The organism is Lentzea albidocapillata subsp. violacea (assembly GCF_900100275.1).
Lineage (GTDB): Bacteria > Actinomycetota > Actinomycetes > Mycobacteriales > Pseudonocardiaceae > Lentzea > Lentzea violacea.
In genome coordinates this window covers 363,272-380,622 of sequence record NZ_FNET01000006.1, presented here as the reverse complement: position 1 = coordinate 380,622, position 17,351 = coordinate 363,272, and the positions used below count along the sequence as shown (strand labels likewise).

Below are 17,351 nucleotides of genomic sequence, written 5' to 3'. Positions count from 1 at the left end.
TCCTACGCGGTGACGGCCTCTTCGATGGCCTGCTCGACCCGAGCCTCGTCCTCGACCGCGATGGCGGGTTCCAGGGCGCCGAGGCCCGTCCCCCACTCCTGGTCCGCCAGCGCGAACGCGGCGACCGTCAGCGCGGCCACGGGAGCGCCCACGGGCATGGTCTCGCGGTGCAGGTCGAGGTCGAGCCGGCCGCCGATCGGCGACGGGCTCAGCCGCAGGGTCGCGTGCGCGGCCTCGTCGGCGTACGCGAGCCGGCACGCCCAGCCGGTGAAGATCACCCGGCGCTCGTCGGCCGTCGTCGGCTGCACCGCCCGCACGTTCGCGCCCACGGCCCCGGCGCGGTGGTTGTCCGCGGCCTGCAGCACGAGCTCCTCGAACTGCATCGAGGAGATGTCCAGGTCCCAGCCGGCGACCAGGGCGACCTGGACCAGCGCGAGCGGCAGCGTCGGGACGGCGTCCTCGAAGCACACCATCGCGCCGCCGTAGCGGGTGTTGATCTCGGTCGGCAGGAAGCCGTCCTCGGTCGCGATGCCGTCCAGCGTGAACGTGCCGCGGTAGCCGACGGTGCCACGCAGGTGCTCGCCGACGCGGCGGGCCAGGTTGCGCATCTCGTCGCGGATCCACACGGGCGGGTCGTAGTACGACGCGCAGCCCGCGTAGAGGAACTTGGCCTGGCCCTGGCGGCGCGGCACGACCATCTCGATCGGACGCAGCACCGCGGTGCCGTCCGGGAAGACGATGCCGTGCACGCTGACCGGGATGCCTTCCAGGAACGGCATGACGCGGACCTGGTCGCACTTCGGCGCGAGCACGTCGAAGGCTTCCTTGGCCTCCTCGTACGACCGCACGCGACGCACGAAGTTGGCACCGCCGTTGATCGCCGGGCCGTCACCGGACCAGACGACGCCGGCGCCGCGGTCCAGGATCTCCGAGGCGCCCCAGAGGCGTTCGAAGTCGAGGTCGAACACCATCGCGGGCGCGCGGCGGGCGGACAGCTCGTCCCAGAGCGCGTCGATGGTGGTCTTGTTCTCCAGCGCGACCCAGTCGTGCTGCCGGGCGTTGAGCACCGGGCGGCCCTCGAACGAGCTGATCTCGTTGTAGGGCGTGCTGATCACGACGGCTTCACCGTGGGCGTCGAAGTCGCTCAGGATCGCCTTGACCTCGGCGCCCGGCCTGGTCAGCAGCTTGCCCAGCCGGCGCTGCTCGACGGCGACGAGACTGCCCTTGATGCCCAGCGACACCCAGCGCGCGATCACCGAATCATGAAGCGGGGCATGATCGTCGGTATCGAGCACGAGCGTATGGCGGGCACCGAGTGCATGGAGCTCATGCGCGCGCTTCGCCAGACGCGTACCGCCGGCCAGAACCACCAGCCGGTCACCGAACAACCTTCCGAGGCGCTCGTTGAGCGCTGAGAGGACATGATTCATCGCCGAAAACTCGCTTAAGAGAAGCGGAGGACGTGACCGGCGATCGCCGGGTGACGCGTAGCGTAGAGCCACCCGGTATGTGTGTCGAAGCACGGTCCGGCAACGGCCGGATGAATCTTGCGACGGGCCTGTCGGCTCAGGCCTCGAAGCAAGTGGATCAGCAGTCGGCCCCGGAGCTCACCGGGAGCGTGCCGCGTCCCGGAGGACCTGGTCAACGCGGTTGAGGAAGCTGCGCTTCGGGTTGATCGACGGCAGCGGCGCCGTGAGCTCTGCGGACTGGGGCGCGGGTGCGGCTCCCACGATCTCAGCCACGTTGCGCAGGAACTCCTGCCGCTTGAACTCGAGCACGGCGTGATCGTGCAGGAGTCCGGCGATGCTTGTGTGCACAGCGCGATGGGGGTAACTCACTCGTGTGTTATCGGCGCAGTCGCCGTCGACCTTTAGGGTCAACTCGTGCGAGTTCTGGTGACCGGTGCCACTGGGTACGTCGGCCGCGCCGTGGTGCGTGAGCTGCAGGTTCATGGTCATGAACCTGTTCTGTTCCGTCAACGCCTCTCGGAGTCGTTCGAGCTGGACGACGTGGACGCCGTCGTCCACCTGGCCGCCGTGGCGCGTGTGCGGGAGTCCTTTCTTGATCCACTCCCGTACTGGGAGACCAACGTGGGCGGGACGCTGAATCTGCTCAAAGCCCTGAAGGGCCAACGATTCCTGCTCGCGTCGACTGGCGCGGTGTACCGGCCTTCCGACGCGGTTCTGACCGAGGACTCGGTCCGGGAACCCTCGTCCCCCTACGCCGCTTCCAAGGCCGCCGCGGAGGACCTCGTGGCGTGGGCGGCGCGGTCCGGGCAGATCGGGGCGACCACTCTCCGTTTGTTCAATGTCGCTGGAGGAGGTGACACGGACACCACTCGGGTGATTACGCGGGCCGTGGCGTGCGCCGCCGGAACGGTGCCCGGCATGGAGGTCTACGGCGACGGCGGGGCCGTGCGCGACTTCGTGCACGTACGCGACGTTGCCGCTGCCTTCGTCGTGGCTCTGGAGGCGTGCTCCGTGGGCACGTCGTCGGTCTACAACGTCGGCGCGACCGCTGCTTCCGTCCGGGACGTGCTGGACGCCGTGGCCGAGGTGACCGGGCGGACCGTCGACGTGACGTGGAAGCCCGCGGTCCCCGGGGAGATCCGTTCACTGCGGGCCGACGCGTCCCGGCTGCGAGCGTTGGGCTGGGAGCCTCGTTCGTCGGCGCTGACGGAGATCGTCAGGGACCAGTGGCTCGCTTCGGCACCGGAATCCGGTCCAGGTCCTTCGCGATGACGATCTCGCCGTCGAACTCGGCGGCGGCCTCGGCGAGGAACTCCGCCGGATCGTCGTAGCGCTGGGAGAAGTGCGTCAGCACCAGCTTGCGGACGCGGCAGTCCCGCGCGACGCGGGCGGCCTGCTGGGCGGTGAGGTGGCCGTGGTCACCGGCGAGCTTCGTGTCACGGGCGAGGTAGGTCGACTCGATCACGAGCATGTCGGCGTTGTCGGCGAGCTCGAAGACGTTGTCGCAGAGCCTGGTGTCCATGACGAACGCGAACCGCTGGCCCTTGCGGGGTTCGCTGACATCCGCGAGCTTGACGCCGTTGAACTCGCCCTGCTGCTGGAGGGTGCGGACCGCCGGCCCTTGGATGCCGTGCTCCTTGAGCTTCTCGGGGAGCATGCGGTGGCCGTCAGGTTCGACCAGGCGGTAGCCGACGCTGTCGATGCCGTGGTCGAGCGCGTACGCCTCGAGCCGGCCGAACTTGCCGTTGGCGATCTCGCCGTCCTCGACGACCGGCACCTCCTTGATGTCCGCGGCGTCGTAGAACGCGCTGGCGTAGCGGAGGCGTTCGAAGAAGTGCGCGCCCGACTGCGGGTAGTGCGCGTGGACGGTGTGCTGGACGCGGTCCAGGGACAGCCGCTGGACGATGCCGGGCACGCCCAGGCAGTGGTCGCCGTGGAAGTGGGTGATGCAGATCCGGGTGATGTCGCTCGCAGCGGCGCCTGATCGCAGGAGTTGCCGCTGGCTGCCGTCGCCAGGGTCGAACAGCAAGCCCTCGCCGTCCCACCTGAGCAGATAGCCGTTGTGGTTGCGCTGGCGGGTCGGGACCTGGCTGGCCGTTCCCAGGACGATCAGTTCCCGGACTGTCACCCCCTGACGTTAACGTCTGTCCCATGCGGAGCGTGGAAGTTGCGTCGACCTGGCCTGTCGGGAACGTGGCGGTGGCGGTGGTCACCCCCGACGGCGTGGCCGGCTCGCTGGGTGATCAGCAGCGCGTGTTCCCGCTCGCGTCCGTCACGAAGCTGCTGACGTCGTACGCGGTGCTGGTGGCGGTCGAGGAGGGCGCGGTCGAGTGGGACCAGCCGGCCGGCCCCGAGGGTTCGACGGTCCGGCACCTGATCGCGCACACCGCCGGTTACGCGTTCGACAAGGCCGAGGTGCAGGCCGCTCCCGGTACCCGCCGGATCTACTCGAACGCGGGCTTCGACGTGCTGGCGTCCTTTGTGGGCGAGGCGTGCGAGATGCCGTTCGCGACTTATCTGCACGAGGCTGTCTTCGCGCCGTTGGGGATGAATTCGTCCGCGCTGGCCGGTTCGGCGGGGGCCGGTGCCGAGTCCTGCGCCGCCGACCTGGCGTTGTTCGCGGCCGAGCTGCTGTCGCCACGCCTGGTCTCCGCCGAGCTGGTGGCCGAGGCGACGTCCGTCGTGTTCCCCGGCCTGAACGGCGTGCTGCCCGGTTACGGGATGCAGAAGCCGAACGACTGGGGCCTCGGCTTCGAGATCCGCGACTCGAAGTCACCGCACTGGACGGGGCTTTCCTTCTCACCGCGCACCTTCGGCCACTTCGGGCAGTCCGGCACGTTCCTGTGGGTCGATCCGGAGATCTCCGCGGCCTGCGTGGCCCTGACCGACCTGCGTTTCGGACCGTGGGCGGTCGAGGCGTGGACCCCGTTCTCCGACGGCGTGCGCGCCGAGCTGGTCAGTCGGCGAGCCTGATCGCGAGCTGCCGCAGGACCTCCTGCACGTCGGCTTCCTCGTAGTCGTTCTCGTACGCCTGAGCGACGCCGTGGAAGGCGTAGAGCAGCCCCGCCGTGAACCAGCCGAACTGCGACAGCACCTGGTCCATCGCCTGCTTGAGGGCCTGCTGCCCGGCCTCGTTGAGCTCGCCGTCGACCTTGACCTCGTAACTGAACACGCCCTCCTGCAACGACTTGAGGGCCATGCGCAGGTAGTCGTTGGATCCGGCGCCGTCGTAGGTGAGCGTCAGGACGCCGAGCGCCCGCTGCATGATCTCCCGCTGCTCCACGCCGCCACTCTGCCTGGAGATCAGGCGTGCGTCACCTTCCGACACCCCATCGGACCCTGGCGGGGTCCTCCGGCACGATCTGCCGCTCGAAGGCCTCGGCGATCGAGTCGACGTCCCACGCCTCGCGTTCGAGAACGGGTTCCCTCGGCGAGGTCTGCCCCATGACGTGCAGCTTCTGGTTGGCGAACCGGATGAGCTGCCCGGTGATCTTCGCGGAGCGGTCGCTCAGCAGGTACGTGACCAGTGGCGCGATCGTCTCCGGCGGCGGCCCGCACCGGCCGTGATGCTGGCGACGGCCCCTTTGGATGCGGAGTAGGTGAGCGCGGTCAGCTGCCCGACCATCGCGACCGAGCCGAGGTTGACGATCGAACGCCACCGTGCAGGTGCCGACCATGGCCTCGGCCTGATCGGGATCCTGCACCGGCCCGACGCTGACGACGGCCTTGCCGCCCCTGGACGTGATCAGGTCGGCGAGCGGCTCGTCGACGTCGTTGATCACCACGGCCTTGCCTGCCAGAACCGTCATCCTCCGATGATGCCGTCATGTGCGGCCCGGCCCCGTGCGGACGGGGCCGGGTTCGCTCGGCTCAGCCGGGCTTGCGCGCGACCCACCGCGCGACCGAGAAGACACCGGCGGCCCGAGCGGCGTCGAGCACGCGCTTGCCGTCGTGGATCACGGTGTTCTGCTCGCCGGCGTACTCACCCCAGCCCTGGCCGTCGTCCGGCGGCGTGCTGCCCCAGCACTCGACGTCCGGGTAGAGGTCCTCGGCGGCCTCGACGACGAAGCCGGCGGCCGACATCATCTCGCGGTACTCGTCCAGCGTGCCGAGCCGCGGGATGGAGATGACCTGTTCCACCGGCCCGATGAACGGCGCGATCTGCTCCTCGGTCAGGTGCTCGCCGAACGGCCGGCGGATCCAGTCGACCCCGACCAGGCAGGCACCGGGCTTGAGGACCCGGAACGCCGCGGTGAAGAAGGCGGCCTTCTCCGGCAGATGACACACCGACTCGTAGAAGCTGACCATGTCCAGCGACCCGGCCGGCCACGCGACCAGGGTCTTGTAGTCCTCGTCGCCGACCGTCAGGAACGCGGCCCGCTCACTCATCCCCTGCTCGGCCGCATACGCGCGCGCCTGCGCCGACAACCACTCGTTGTTGGAGATGCCGACGACATTCGCTCCGGAGATCTTCGCGGTGTACACCGCCGTCCCGCCGACGCCGCTGCCGAAGTCCAGCCCGGTCCCGCCCGGCCGCAACCCGGCCGCGTCGATCTGCTTGCGCGCCAACGCCTTCGCCGCCTCCTCGGGCGACAACCCCGCCCGTTCGGCTGCCAGGTCTCCGTGGTGCCAGAACTGCCCCATGAGCGCGTGGTAGGCGGGTCCTGCGTGGTCGTAGTACTCGCGGACCTGTTGCTCGACAGTGGTGTTCACCAAACCCGGCCTTTCGTGTTGAGCTTGCGGCCGCTCATCGAAGGCCCGCGAGAACTCGTCGGCCACACCGAAGTCGACCAGCACCGGCGAATCTCAACGTAGTGTCCGCTCAGCGGGGTTGTCCACGATCTGGGTCGGCACTCGCAGGGCCGGAAATGAGATCAGGGCCCCTGTGGAAAACTTCTCCACAGGGGCCCTGAGTCAGTGCGCTCGGCAGGATTCGAACCTGCAACCTTCTGATCCGTAGTCAGATGCTCTATCCGTTGAGCTACGAGCGCGTGTATTAAATTGTAACCGATCCTCAAGAGGCTCGGCCTTGCGGAGGCTCCGGGATTTGAACCCGGGATGGGGGGTTACCCCAAACCGCATTAGCAGTGCGGCGCCATAGACCAGACTAGGCGAAGCCTCCCGGGACCATCCTCGGCCACGGGACATAGGTTACACAGGTCCTCAACCGAGTTGCAAAACGCCCCCCTCCTACGCCAGAACCTGCTGGTCAGAGCACGTTCAGAGGGGTGAAGAGGGGCGTTAAAGTCCTGGTCGCCGCGCGCGGCGTGACCTAGATCATTCCGAGGCGATTTCCAGGAACGGTTGGAGGGACTCGGGATTGCGGAGGGCGCCCCGGCTGACGGCTCGGTCCGGGTCCATGCCGGCGAGGATCTTCTTGACCGGGACCTCGCACTTCTTGCCGTTGAGAGTCCTGGGGATCTCGGCCACCGCCACGAAGCGGTTCGGGACGTGGCGAGGGGACAACGATGCGCGCAATTCACGGCGTAGCAACGGTTCCACGTCGGGCAGCGTTACTCCGTCCAGCACGACGAAGCAGAGGAGTTCGCCCTCGGTCACGCCCGAGGTGTCGATCACCAGGGAGTCGACGACGCCCTCGATCGACTCGACCACGCGGTAGAACTCCGAGGTGCCCATGCGGACGCCGCCGCGGTTCAGGGTCGAGTCGGAGCGGCCGTAGATCACCGCCGAGCCTCGCGGGGTGATGCGGATCCAGTCGCCGTGGCGCCAGATTCCGGGATATGTGTCGAAGTACGCGTCGCGGAGGCGTGAGCCGTCCTCGTCGCCCCAGAAGTAGACCGGCATGGACGGCATCGGCTTGGTGATGACGAGTTCGCCGACCTCGTTGTCCAGCGCGGTACCGGACTCGTCGTACGCGAAGACCGCGGCGCCGAGGGCTCGGCAGGAGAGTTCGCCCAGCCAGACGGGACGGTCCGGGGAGGCTGCCACGAAGGCGGTGCAGAGGTCGGTGCCGCCGGAGACGGAGGCGATCTGGACGTCCTTGCCTACGGCGGAGGCGATCCAGCGGAAGCCTTCAGGGGTCAGGGGTGCGCCGGTCGAGCCGACGACGCGCAGGCCCGTCAGGTCGTAGCGGGCGGACGGGTCGATGCCCTCCTTCAGGCACGACTGGACGTACGGGGCCGAGGTGCCGAAGTAGGTCACGCGGTGCTGTTCGGCCAAGTGCCACAACACGTTCAGCGACGGGAACGCCGGGCTGCCGTCGTACAGGACGATCGTGGTGCCGACCATGAGGGCGCCCACCAGGTAGTTCCACATCATCCAGCCGGTGGTGGTGAACCAGAAGAAGCGGTCGCCGGGGCCGAGGTCGCTGTGCAGGCCCAGCATCTTGAGGTGTTCCAGCACGATGCCGCCGTGGCCCTGGACGATGCCCTTGGGCAGGCCGGTGGTGCCGGACGAGTAGAGCACCCACAGCGGGTGGTCGAACGGCACCGGGGTGAACTCCAGCGCGACGCCCTGGTGAGCGGCCACCAGTTCCGTGAACGACAGCGTGTCCGGCAGGGTCGAGCCGTTGTCCAGGTAGTCGATCAGGACCGTGGCGCGCAGCGACGGGATCTGCGCGCGGATCTCCTCCACGACCGGGCGGCAGTCGAACGACCGTCCGTTGTAGACGTAGCCCGAGACCGCCACGAACACCACGGGCTCGATCTGGGTGAAGCGGTCGGCCACGGCGCGGGCGCCGAAGTCCGGGGAGCAGGACGACCACGTGGCGCCCAGCGAGGCGGCCGCCAGGAAGGCGATGAGGGCCTCGGGGGCGTTGGGGACCAGTGCCACCACCCGGTCGCCCTTGGCGACGCCCAGGGAGGCCAATGCGGTCCGGAAAGCGGCAACGCGAGAGCGCAGCGTGCCGAACGTCAAAGAAGAGGTGACGCCGTCTTCGCGATGGAAGATCACGGCGAGGTCGTCGTCGCCTCCGCGCCGCAGCGCGTGCTCGGCGTAGTTCAGGGTGGCACCGGGGAACCACTCGGCGCCGGGCATCTCCGTGGCACCCAGCACGCGTGACGGTTCGGTGTGGAACCTGACGTCGAAGTACGAAGCTATGGCGCCCCAGAACCCCTCGAGGTCTGAGACGGACCACTCCCACAGCGACTCGTAGTCGGGGAGGTCGCGGCCCTGCTCGGAGAGCCAGGTCCGAAAGGCGGTCATCCCGTTGTCCCTCGTGGGGTCCGGGCGCCACAGCAGTTCGACGTCGGTGTCGGTCATGCCCCATGTCTAACCGAGGCACAACCGCACGTCCATGTGTGATTGGCGGACTTGCGCCAGCCCACCGATGTGGAACTATCCCGCCGCGATCAACTCGTCGACGGCGCTGGTCAGGCGTGAGGCGTCGGCCGGGGCCAGCACGAGCCAGCCGTCCTGCCTGCGCAGGAGGTAGCGGCCCTCGCGGGTGTCGAGCCACGAGACCGATCGGCCGGTCGGTCGGGGCACGCCGTCGCGGTTGCGGGCGGTCAGGCCCAGTTCGCCGCCGCCGATGCGGGACGTGACGATCCGCATCAGGTTGTGCGCCTCCGGCTCGCGGATACCCGCGTCGCGCAGGACCTCCAGGAACGCCTGCTTGCCGTCCTGCTCGCCCGCCTGGCCCGCGCGGACGTAGTCGTCCCAGCGCACGTTCACGGCACGGCCGGTGCCCGGTGCGAGACCTGGCAACGACGACACCGTGGCCGAGGCCAGCGACGTCGGATGGAACGGGTACAGGTGCACCTCGCCGTTCACGCGGGCGGCGAAGGCACCGCCCCAGCCGGCGCACGCGATGCCGCGGGCCAGTTCGGTGCCCTTGAAGTACGCGATCTCCAACGCCCGGTCGAACTCGCCGAGGCCGCTGATCAACGCCCTCAGGTCGGGATCCGGGCGCTGGACCGTGCCCAGCCGGCGGGCCTGCAACGTCCGTGAGCTCTCGTCGACGAGACGCTGCCGCGCCGCTCGGGTGGCCCCGACGTGGGGCGTACCGAGCGGCACGACGCGGTCCTCGCCGTGCACGGCCTGCCACAGCAGGAAGAACTCCTGCGAGCTCACCGTGTACTGGCGTTCGGTCACTGACCGATCACCGGCGGGGCCGCCTTGCGATCCAGGCCGAAGACGTTGTCGTCCTCTTCCAGGTAGCTCGCCGTCTTGTGTTCCTTCGAGTCGTTCTGGCCGCCGCCGGCCATGGGGGCACCGGCCATCGGCGCGCCGCCCATAGCGAGCGGGTTCTGGAACGCCTTGGTCGTGTTGCCGGGTGCGGCCGAGGCCGCGGCCGCCGCGCCGCCGGCGCCACCACCGCGCGAGCCCTCGCTCACACCGGCCGAGCCACCGGCGGACGCGCCACCGCCGGCGCCACTGGCGGCGGCAGCGCCCTGGTTGCCGCTGCCGGAGCCGAACGGACGGGCCATGCCGCCGAAGCCACCGAACCCTCCGGCGCCGCCACGGCCACCGGCACCTCCGCCGCCGTAGCGCGAGGACGTGTTCGTGGTGCCGCGGTTCTGGTTCTGCGTGCCGGTCGTGACGGGAGCACCCGCGCCACCGCCCGCGCCGTCCGAGGGCGTCGCCGGCGTGCGGCCGGTGAGATCGCCGCCGACCGGCGCCGGGTTGATCGGGTTGACGGGAGGCGTGAACTGCGCGGGCACGGTCTGGTCGACCGCGGCCGAGTTGCGCTGGAACGCCGCCATCACGTCCGCCGCGCGGCGGTGCGAGGCGTCGTTGGCGGCGAGGGCGTCGACGGGGCTGCTGCCGATGGTCGCGAAGCCGGCGAACTCGGTCTGCGGCTGCGCGATCAGGCGCGGTTCCCGCAGGCTCGCGAAACCGTCGACCTGGTCGACCGTCCGCAACCTCTCCTGCAGCGCCGGCCTGGGCACCGTCGTCTCCGGGGGCACCGGCGGTTCCGGCGCCTTGGGAGGCGGCGGCATCGCGGCACGCGCGGCTTCGACGTTGCTGGTCTCGGTCGTGATCGCGGCCGAGACCTTGGTCGCGTAGTTCGCGGTGTCGTCGACCCAGTTGGTGACCTCGGTCAGACCGTCACGGGCGAGCCGGGCCGACTCGCTGTCCCAGCCGACCGACGAGTCCTCGACGGCCTTGAGCAGGCTCGTGCGCACGCCGGCGATGTCCTCGCCGATCTTCTGCCAGTTCGTGGCGGCGGCCTGGGCACCGTCGAGGTTCACGCCCGTGTGCACCATCTTGTAGAGCTGCTCGTGGGTGTACGTCATCCAGTCGACCGGCTCGTGCAGGTCGCTGCGGTCGTACTTGCCGTCGCCGTGGTGCGACGACTTGTCGTCCTTGTCTCCGTTGCCCTTGTTGTCGTGCGATCCGTGGCTCACCAGGACCCCCCGGCGTTCTTCATCGACTTCTCGGCCTCTTCGTCGGCGTCGCGAATGGTGTCGCGGTTGCGGCGCAGGGCGTTGCCGATGTCGTCGAGGACCTTGAAGAGGTCCAGCAACGCCTTGGCGGCACCCGAGTCCTCACCGACGGCCAGGTCGGAGAACCGCGCGCTGATCGCCTTGGCGACCGGGTTCTCCCCCAGCTGCAGCGGTGTGGCCAGCTGGTCGGTGGCACGCTTCCACAGGTCCATCACCTGGTCCCGGGCCGCATCGACGGCCTTGATCAACGCGTCCGCCGCGTCGACGTCGAGCGTCAGCTTCCCGTCGTCCGCCGCCTGGTCGAGCTTGGCCGCGGCATGGCTCGCCTCCGCCTTGTCCACGAGCATCTGCTGCTGGAGAACAGGCTTCACCGCCGCCAGCTGCTCAGCCGTGATCGGCACGGTGGTCGACGTCGTGACCTCCGGTGTCACCGCCGGCGGTTGCGCCGGCGGCACGGTGCCCGTCGTCGCCGCGCCGGTCGTCCCGGTACCTGTCCCAGTGCCTTCAGCCATCCCTAGTAACCCCCTGCACTGCTAACTCGTCACCGCAGTACTGGGTGTTACGCGCAGCTACACCCAGTCAGCCGTCCGAAGCACTCCTTAGATGTACCTGGAGGACGGTTCGGTTCCAATCCGCCGGAAAGACCCTTACCTCATGTGAGCGTCGAACCAGTTCAACGCACGAACCCATGCTTCGTCACTCGAAACAGTGAAACGAACCAGATCGGACGCGGTTTCGGAGCTGATCACAGCATCACGAAGCTTGCTCACTTCTTCCGACTCCTCGTCGCTGAAGATGCCGAGCCACGGGCACGTGAGGTCGCCCGCCACGTCCACCAACGCCGGAAGGCCGTCCGAGAGCGGCTCCAGGATGCCGGGCGCCTGCACGGTGACGGCGGCGCCGATCGTGCGGCTGGCGGCGACCACCATGGCGACGGTGCCGCCGATGTCGAACCCGACGACGCCCATCCGGTCGGCGTCCACGCCCTGCTGGCCCAGCCACACGAACGCGACGTCGGTGTCCGCGAGCAGCCGGTCGCCGTTGAGCTTGCTGACCTGGTCCTTGATGTCGTCACCGTGTACCCGGTCCGCGTCGTAGAGGTGCGGCGCGATCGCGAGCCAGCCCTCGTCGGCAAGGCTGCTGACGAGCGTGCGCACACCTGCGGTGATACCGCGGGCCTCGTGCAGCACCACGAGGCCGCCCCGCACGGCGGAGTCGGGTTCGGCGATCGTCACCCGCAGCTCACGGCCGTCGGTGAGGGAAAGCGTCTCGGTGCGGGTAGTGGTCATGATTCCCACCCTTCCACGAGGGGGTGAACTCCAGTCAACGTGACCAATCGGACGGAGCAATGCGAGGATCGGGTCCATGACCGTGCGAACCCGTGCTGACCTGGCGTCCCTGCCGTCCTACGTGCCTGGCAGGACCATCCCCGGCGCCATCAAGCTCGCGAGCAACGAGGTGTCGGCCGGACCGCTTCCCAGCGTCGTCAAAGCGATCGCCGAAGCGGCCACCAGCATCAACAGGTACCCCGATTCGGGCGCCGTTGAACTCACCGGGCGGCTGGCCGAGAAACTCGGCGTGCCCGCCGACCACCTGGCGCTCGGCTGCGGCTCGGTGACCCTGTGCCAGCAGCTCGTCCAGGCCACCTGCACCGAGAACGACGAAGTGCTGTTCGCGTGGAGGTCGTTCGAGGCCTACCCGATCGTCACGCACGTGGCGGGCGCACGGCAGATCCGTGTGCCGCTGAACTCGGAGCACATGCACGACCTCGACGCGATGCTCGCGGCGATCACGCCGAACACGCGGATGGTCTTCGTCTGCAACCCGAACAACCCGACCGGCACCGCGCTGCGCACCGAGGAGATCGAGGCCTTCATCGCTCGCGTGCCGCGCGACGTGCTCGTGGTGCTCGACGAGGCCTACAAGGAGTTCGTCGACGACGCCCACATCCCGGACGGCGTCGAGCTCGCGAAGCAGCAGTGGGCCGCGGGCCACAACAACGTCGCCGTGCTGCGGACGTTCTCGAAGGCGTACGGCCTCGCGGGCCTGCGGATCGGGTACGCGATCGCGCCACCGGTCGTCGCCGACGTGCTGCGCAAGGTGTACGTGCCGTTCTCGGTGAACGCGCTGGCACAGGTGGCCGCGATGGCCTCGCTGGACGCCGAGGACGAGCTGATGGTCCGCTGCCGCGCGATCGTGGCGGAACGGGGCCGCGTGCGCACCGAACTGCTGGCCATGGGCTTCGACGTGCCGGAGACCCAGGCGAACTTCGTGTGGCTGCCCCTGGGCGAGCGCACGGGCGCGTTCAACGAGCACTGCCTGGCGCACAAGGTCATCGTGCGCGCGTTCGTCGGCGAGGGTGCCCGGGTGACCATCGGCGAGCCGGACGAGAACGACGCGTTCCTGGCCGCGGCTCGCTCGTTCACTTCATGAGCAGCTGAACGATCGCCGCGACTCCCACCACCACGATGACACCGCGCAACACGGCGGGTGGGAGTTTGCGGCCGATCTTGGCACCGATCTGGCCGCCGACCACGGACCCGGCGGCCAGCAGCAGCACGACCAGCCACGCCACGTCGGCGATGAAGATGAACAGGACGCCGGCGACGAGGTTCACGAACGCGGTGAGCACGTTCTTCAGCGCGTTCATCCGCTGCAGGTGCTCGCTGACGAGCACGCCCATGATGCCCATGACCAGCACACCCTGCGCGGCACCGAAGTAGCCCCCGTAGATACCGGCGGCGAAGACGCCGAACCACAGCAACAAGCCGCCATCGTTGTCGTTGCGCCGGTGCGCGAGCTTGCGGTTGAGCCACGGCTGAATGAGCACGAGGACCAGCGCGATCACGATCAGCACCGGCACGATCGCCGTGAACGCCTTGTCCGGCAACGTGACCAGCAGGATCGCGCCGAGGATGCCACCCAGGATGGACGCGGGCAGCAGGCGCTTGATGCGGTCCGACTGCCCCTTCAGTTCCTCGCGGTAGCCCCACGCACCGGACAGCGAACCGGGCACGAGGCCGAGGCTGTTGGACACGTTCGCCACCACGGGCGGATAGCCGACGGCGAGCAGCACCGGGAACGTCACGAGGGTGCCGCTGCCCACGACGGTGTTGATCCCGCCTGCGAACACACCCGCGATCACCACCGCGATTGCTTCCCAGACCGTCACGTCCACCCCCAGGTACCCACTGGTTAGCGACGCTAACACTCCGTTCGGACCAGCGAGGTGTGGCGCTCATGACAACAGGCCCGGCACTCAGAGTGAGCGCCGGGCCCGTCAACCAGTTGCGACTATGCGACCGGCCTGCGCCTCATCGCGGCGCCCGCCATCACGAGCAGCGCGCCGAAGAGAGCGAAGCCGAGCACGCTCACGCCCGTGTTCGCGAGCGCGTCGGTGTTCTTGATCGCCTGCACCGAGGCCGTGCCACCGTTTGAACCGGAGCCGCCGGGGCCCCCGGTGGCAGCGGTCGGGTCGGCGACGTCAGGACCCGGCTCGAGCCAGACGTACGCCGGCCACTCACGGCCGCGAACGTTGCCGAACGGCTCGCCCTCGCCGAAGTCGACGACCTTCCACGGGCCCACCACGAGCGGCTCGTACGCGCCGACCGCCAGATCCGGGAACGTCCAGGTGCCGTTGGCGTCCGTGGTCGTGCTGACGACCGGCTTCTTGGTTTCCGGGTCGAGCAGCACGAGCTTCGCGTTCGGCACCGGCTCCGACTTCCCGCTCATCCAGTCGCCGGTGACGACGAAGCCGGTGAACGTCTGCGTCGCGCCGGGAACCTTGGCCGTGGCGGACAGCCAGGGATTGCCGAAGTTGCCCGTCGGTCCGAACGAGCAGCTGACCGTGACGTAGCCGTAGTCCGCCGACGCCGAGGGCATGCCGGTCGTGACGTGGAACGTGAAGTTCGCGCCCGCGGGGAGCTCCACGCCGTCAGCGAGGTTGCTCAGCGCGCCCCACTCCGGCCCGCGGTTGCCGAGGTACGGGCCGTGCCCACCGTTGCCGCAGTCGGCCTTGAGCCGCACCGGCGTGGTGCCCTCGTTGATGATCTTGCCCACGACGCCGACCTTCGCGCCGGGCTCGTACGACGGCTTGTCGAAGGTCATCGACGCCTTCAGGACGTCCGACAGCGGCCGGACGAGCCGGACCACGGCCGTGCCCTCGTCACCGGGGTTGACCACGGCGGTCTGCTCGGCGTCGGTGTTGCTGCCGGCCGGGATCCAGCCGGACTCGCGGTCGTACTCGTCGGAGGCGTAGTAGACGCCCGCGGCCACGTCGGCGAAGCGGACCCGGCCGGACGCGTCGGTGGTGCCGTACTTGTTGACGTGCGGCTTGCCACCGCCCGCGCGCACCTTGCGGTTCGCCAGTTCCTCGCCGGCGTCGAGCTTGCCGTTCAGGTTGCGGTCGCCGTAGACGGTGACGGCCACCGAACCGGTGCCCCAGGTGACGCTCGCGCGCGCCTCGGACTTGTTGTTGTCGGGGTTCGGGTCGCTGCTGACGGAACCGACGTGGGCCGCGTAGCTCGCCTTGCGGAGCTTCTCGGGATCGTCGCCGCCGTCCTTCAGCCTGCCGGTGAAGGTGGCCTGCCTGCTCTCACCGGGCCACAGTTCGATCGGAGCGTCCAGGAACTTGCGGATCTCCAAGTACTCGAACCACGGCTCCTCCGGGTTGTACGGACCGCCCTGCCAGTTGCCGCGCGCGGGACCGTCACCGGTGCCGACGTTCTCGACCTTGATCGTCATGCGGACCAGGTCGGAGATGTCGTAGGTCGTCCGGTCGAAGGACACCGAGAGCTTCAGGTCCGGGGCGTAGACGGTGGGGTCGGGCACGGTGGGACCGGACACAACGTCCAGGTCGACGGTGGAGGTCTGCTCCGCCACGACGTTGGCGATCTTCTGCGCACTGCCGTCGGCGAGCTTCCAGTCGCCGGCGATCCTCAGCGCGATCGGGCCCTGCGGCAGGTTCTGGATCTGCCAGGAGCCGTCCCAGCTGGTCGAGCTCTTGCCCACGATCCGGTTGTTGGCCGGGTTGACCGCGACGACCTTGGCCGAGTCGACACCGGAGCCACTGGCCAGCACGCGGCCGGACAGGGCACCGCGGACACCGGCGACCTCCGCGCCGACGGTGAGGCCGGGGTTCGCGCTGCCGTAGTTGCTCGTGCCGTTGGTGTTGCGGCCGTCGGCGCTGAACACGCAGGCGAAGTAGACCTTGCCGTTCGGGTACTCGACGTCCGCGACGGTGTCGGTGACGGTGAAGGTCTTCGTCTCCCCCGCCGCGAGCGCGACGCCGGGCCCGTCGGTCCGCAGGTCACCCCAGCCGGCACCGGTGCCGTCGAGGGTCGCGGGGTCGTTCTCCGGGTCGCAGACCGTGACGAGGCCGGTGATCGGCGCCTTGCCGTAGTTCTGCAGCGTGACGCTCACGGCGATCTGGTCGCCCTTGGCGTACTTCGGCTTGTCGAACGAGGAGCCGACGATCCGCAGCGAACGCGAGAGCGTGGGCACGGCCTGCAGTGCGACCTGCGTGACCTCGCCCTTCTTCACGACGATGAACTGACCGGGCTTGACGGTCATGTCGCCGGCGGGCGTGTAGCCCTGGTAGAGCGCCTGGTAGGTGCCCGGCGGGACGTCGCGGGCGGAGAACTGGCCGCCGTTGTAGGTCGAGAGCGTGCCCGGGTATGCGGGACCACCGGCCAGCTTGAACTGCTGGTAGTCGATGCCCTCGCCGGGGCTGGGGGCACCGTTGCCGTCGCGGTCCTCGTACAGCACGCCCTGGATCTCGCCGTTGTTCCTGGCGATCGTCGCCTCGCCGCGGGAGACGTTGTCCCCCGGCGCCTTGTCGGTCGCGCCCTCGGCGTAGGTGCGCACGGTGAGGGCGACCATGTGGGAACCCCACAGGGTCGTGCCGCCGAGCTTGATCACCTTCTCCTCGCCCGGCGCGAGCCGCGGCCGGGAGACCAGGTCCTCGACGCCGGTGGTGAGGCTGATCTGGTAGAGCTCGGTGGCGAACCGGACCTGCTCCGCGGCGATGTCACCGTCGTTGCGCACGGTCACCGTGATGCCGAGCGGCTCGCCGAGCGAGTACTCGGCGCGGTCGAACTTCACCGAGACCTTGAGGTCCGGAGCGGCCTGCTGCGCGTCCGCGGCGGCCGGCGCCTCGTCCTTCTTCTCGTCCGGCTTCTGCGCGGCCGGTGCCTCGTCCTTCTTCTCGTCCGCTGGCTTCTCGTCCGCGGGCTTCGTGTCCTCCGGCTTGGTGTCCGGAGTGGAAGGAGGCGTGCTCGGGTCGGCCGGCGGCGTGCTCGGATCGGCCGGCGGCGTGGACGACTCCGCCGGTGGCGTGCTCGGCTGCTCGGGCGTGGTCGGTTCGGTCGTCTGCGTCGGTGCGACGGACGACGTAGATGTTTCCGGCTCCTGCGCGTGCGCACCGGTGGTGGCGGTGCCGAACGCGAGGACGACGGCGGTGGTCAAGGCCCCGAACCTGAGCAGGGCACGGCTGACCGATCTCTCGGACACTAGGAATCCCCCAAAGAACCCCGTA

Annotated in this window: 17 protein-coding genes and 2 tRNA genes; 4 read left to right on the top strand and 15 right to left on the bottom strand. The window is 69.2% G+C overall.

Translation table 11 applies throughout. The features are described 5' to 3' along the window. Positions 1-2 precede the first annotated feature (2 nt). Positions 3-1,256, bottom strand: a complete 1,254-nt coding sequence (locus BLR21_RS17060) for an ATP-grasp domain-containing protein (RefSeq protein ID WP_256334732.1) — start codon at positions 1,254-1,256, stop codon at positions 3-5. An 18-nt stretch (positions 1,257-1,274) separates the two neighbouring features. On the opposite strand from BLR21_RS17060, the gene BLR21_RS43790 reads away from it, so the two are divergent. After that, on the top strand, positions 1,275-1,415 hold the full coding sequence (locus BLR21_RS43790) for a hypothetical protein (RefSeq protein ID WP_256334731.1): 141 nt from the start codon (positions 1,275-1,277) through the stop codon (positions 1,413-1,415). A gap of 192 nt (positions 1,416-1,607) precedes the next feature. On the opposite strand, the gene BLR21_RS42530 is transcribed toward BLR21_RS43790, so the two are convergent. Next, entirely contained in the window at positions 1,608-1,778 is a 171-nt protein-coding gene (locus BLR21_RS42530) for a hypothetical protein (protein WP_157512940.1), read from the bottom strand. 105 nt (positions 1,779-1,883) lie between these two features. On the opposite strand from BLR21_RS42530, the gene BLR21_RS17050 reads away from it, so the two are divergent. Continuing rightward, a complete protein-coding gene (locus BLR21_RS17050; protein WP_176929665.1) occupies positions 1,884-2,741 on the top strand; it encodes an NAD-dependent epimerase/dehydratase family protein in 858 nt (285 codons plus the stop codon). Here BLR21_RS17050 and BLR21_RS17045 read toward each other — a convergent pair. Next, the gene (locus BLR21_RS17045; RefSeq protein WP_090006782.1) at positions 2,686-3,597 is read right to left on the bottom strand and encodes a ribonuclease Z; all 912 of its coding nucleotides are present in this window, start codon (positions 3,595-3,597) and stop codon (positions 2,686-2,688) included. The two genes, BLR21_RS17050 and BLR21_RS17045, sit on opposite strands and share 56 nt — an antisense overlap. A 23-nt stretch (positions 3,598-3,620) precedes the next feature. Between BLR21_RS17045 and BLR21_RS17040 the strand changes: the two genes are divergently transcribed. Beyond that, complete coding sequence (locus BLR21_RS17040; RefSeq protein WP_090006781.1) at positions 3,621-4,442, top strand: serine hydrolase domain-containing protein; 822 nt, start codon at positions 3,621-3,623, stop codon at positions 4,440-4,442. Here the strand turns inward: BLR21_RS17040 and BLR21_RS17035 are convergent. The 10 genes from BLR21_RS17035 to BLR21_RS16990 form a co-directional block, all read right to left on the bottom strand. Continuing rightward, the gene (locus BLR21_RS17035) at positions 4,426-4,752 is read right to left on the bottom strand and encodes a hypothetical protein (protein WP_143027745.1); all 327 of its coding nucleotides are present in this window, start codon (positions 4,750-4,752) and stop codon (positions 4,426-4,428) included. The two genes, BLR21_RS17040 and BLR21_RS17035, sit on opposite strands and share 17 nt — an antisense overlap. A 31-nt stretch (positions 4,753-4,783) precedes the next feature. Beyond that, positions 4,784-5,278, bottom strand: coding sequence for a hypothetical protein (locus tag BLR21_RS17030; protein ID WP_090006780.1), 495 nt, complete (start codon positions 5,276-5,278; stop codon positions 4,784-4,786). Positions 5,279-5,339: 61 nt separating this feature from the next. Beyond that, positions 5,340-6,182 carry an SAM-dependent methyltransferase gene (locus BLR21_RS17025; protein ID WP_176929664.1) on the bottom strand — a complete coding sequence of 281 codons (843 nt, stop codon included), beginning with the start codon at positions 6,180-6,182 and terminating at the stop codon, positions 5,340-5,342. 205 nt (positions 6,183-6,387) lie between these two features. Next, positions 6,388-6,460: transfer RNA gene (locus BLR21_RS17020), tRNA-Arg, on the bottom strand. A gap of 41 nt (positions 6,461-6,501) precedes the next feature. Further along, positions 6,502-6,591, bottom strand: a tRNA-Ser gene (locus BLR21_RS17015). 155 nt (positions 6,592-6,746) lie between these two features. Further along, positions 6,747-8,690 carry an acetoacetate--CoA ligase gene (locus BLR21_RS17010; protein WP_090006778.1) on the bottom strand — a complete coding sequence of 648 codons (1,944 nt, stop codon included), beginning with the start codon at positions 8,688-8,690 and terminating at the stop codon, positions 6,747-6,749. Between the two features lie 75 nt (positions 8,691-8,765). Further along, on the bottom strand, positions 8,766-9,521 hold the full coding sequence (locus BLR21_RS17005) for an ESX secretion-associated protein EspG (protein WP_090006777.1): 756 nt from the start codon (positions 9,519-9,521) through the stop codon (positions 8,766-8,768). Further along, entirely contained in the window at positions 9,518-10,777 is a 1,260-nt protein-coding gene (locus tag BLR21_RS17000) for a PPE domain-containing protein (RefSeq protein ID WP_090006776.1), read from the bottom strand. Before BLR21_RS17000 ends, BLR21_RS17005 begins: the two co-directional genes overlap by 4 nt. Then, positions 10,774-11,328: a hypothetical protein gene (locus BLR21_RS16995; protein WP_090006775.1), complete on the bottom strand. Its 555-nt coding sequence runs from the start codon at positions 11,326-11,328 to the stop codon at positions 10,774-10,776. The genes BLR21_RS17000 and BLR21_RS16995 overlap by 4 nt, the downstream gene beginning before the upstream one ends. 135 nt (positions 11,329-11,463) lie before the next feature. Beyond that, entirely contained in the window at positions 11,464-12,105 is a 642-nt protein-coding gene (locus BLR21_RS16990) for a dienelactone hydrolase family protein (RefSeq protein ID WP_030477679.1), read from the bottom strand. A gap of 76 nt (positions 12,106-12,181) precedes the next feature. On the opposite strand from BLR21_RS16990, the gene hisC reads away from it, so the two are divergent. Beyond that, on the top strand, positions 12,182-13,249 hold the full coding sequence (hisC, locus tag BLR21_RS16985; protein WP_090006774.1) for a histidinol-phosphate transaminase: 1,068 nt from the start codon (positions 12,182-12,184) through the stop codon (positions 13,247-13,249). Here the strand turns inward: hisC and BLR21_RS16980 are convergent. Together BLR21_RS16980 and BLR21_RS16975 are read right to left on the bottom strand one after the other, a co-directional pair. After that, a complete protein-coding gene (locus BLR21_RS16980; protein ID WP_090006849.1) occupies positions 13,239-13,988 on the bottom strand; it encodes a sulfite exporter TauE/SafE family protein in 750 nt (249 codons plus the stop codon). The two genes, hisC and BLR21_RS16980, sit on opposite strands and share 11 nt — an antisense overlap. Positions 13,989-14,110: 122 nt before the next feature. Beyond that, positions 14,111-17,326, bottom strand: coding sequence for a carboxypeptidase-like regulatory domain-containing protein (locus BLR21_RS16975; protein ID WP_090006773.1), 3,216 nt, complete (start codon positions 17,324-17,326; stop codon positions 14,111-14,113). Between the last annotated feature and the right edge of the window lie 25 nt (positions 17,327-17,351).

Bases quoted from the DNA above. Each gene is read 5' to 3' on its own strand.
- BLR21_RS43790 (WP_256334731.1), top strand. From the start codon at position 1,275: ATGATCGTCGGTATCGAGCACGAGCGTATGGCGGGCACCGAGTGCATG.
- BLR21_RS17040 (WP_090006781.1), top strand. From the start codon at position 3,621: ATGCGGAGCGTGGAAGTTGCGTCGACCTGGCCTGTCGGGAACGTGGCG.
- BLR21_RS17030 (WP_090006780.1), bottom strand. From the start codon at position 5,278: ATGACGGTTCTGGCAGGCAAGGCCGTGGTGATCAACGACGTCGACGAG.
- BLR21_RS17010 (WP_090006778.1), bottom strand. From the start codon at position 8,690: ATGACCGACACCGACGTCGAACTGCTGTGGCGCCCGGACCCCACGAGG.
- BLR21_RS16995 (WP_090006775.1), bottom strand. From the start codon at position 11,328: ATGGCTGAAGGCACTGGGACAGGTACCGGGACGACCGGCGCGGCGACG.
- BLR21_RS16990 (WP_030477679.1), bottom strand. From the start codon at position 12,105: ATGACCACTACCCGCACCGAGACGCTTTCCCTCACCGACGGCCGTGAG.
- hisC (WP_090006774.1), top strand. From the start codon at position 12,182: ATGACCGTGCGAACCCGTGCTGACCTGGCGTCCCTGCCGTCCTACGTG.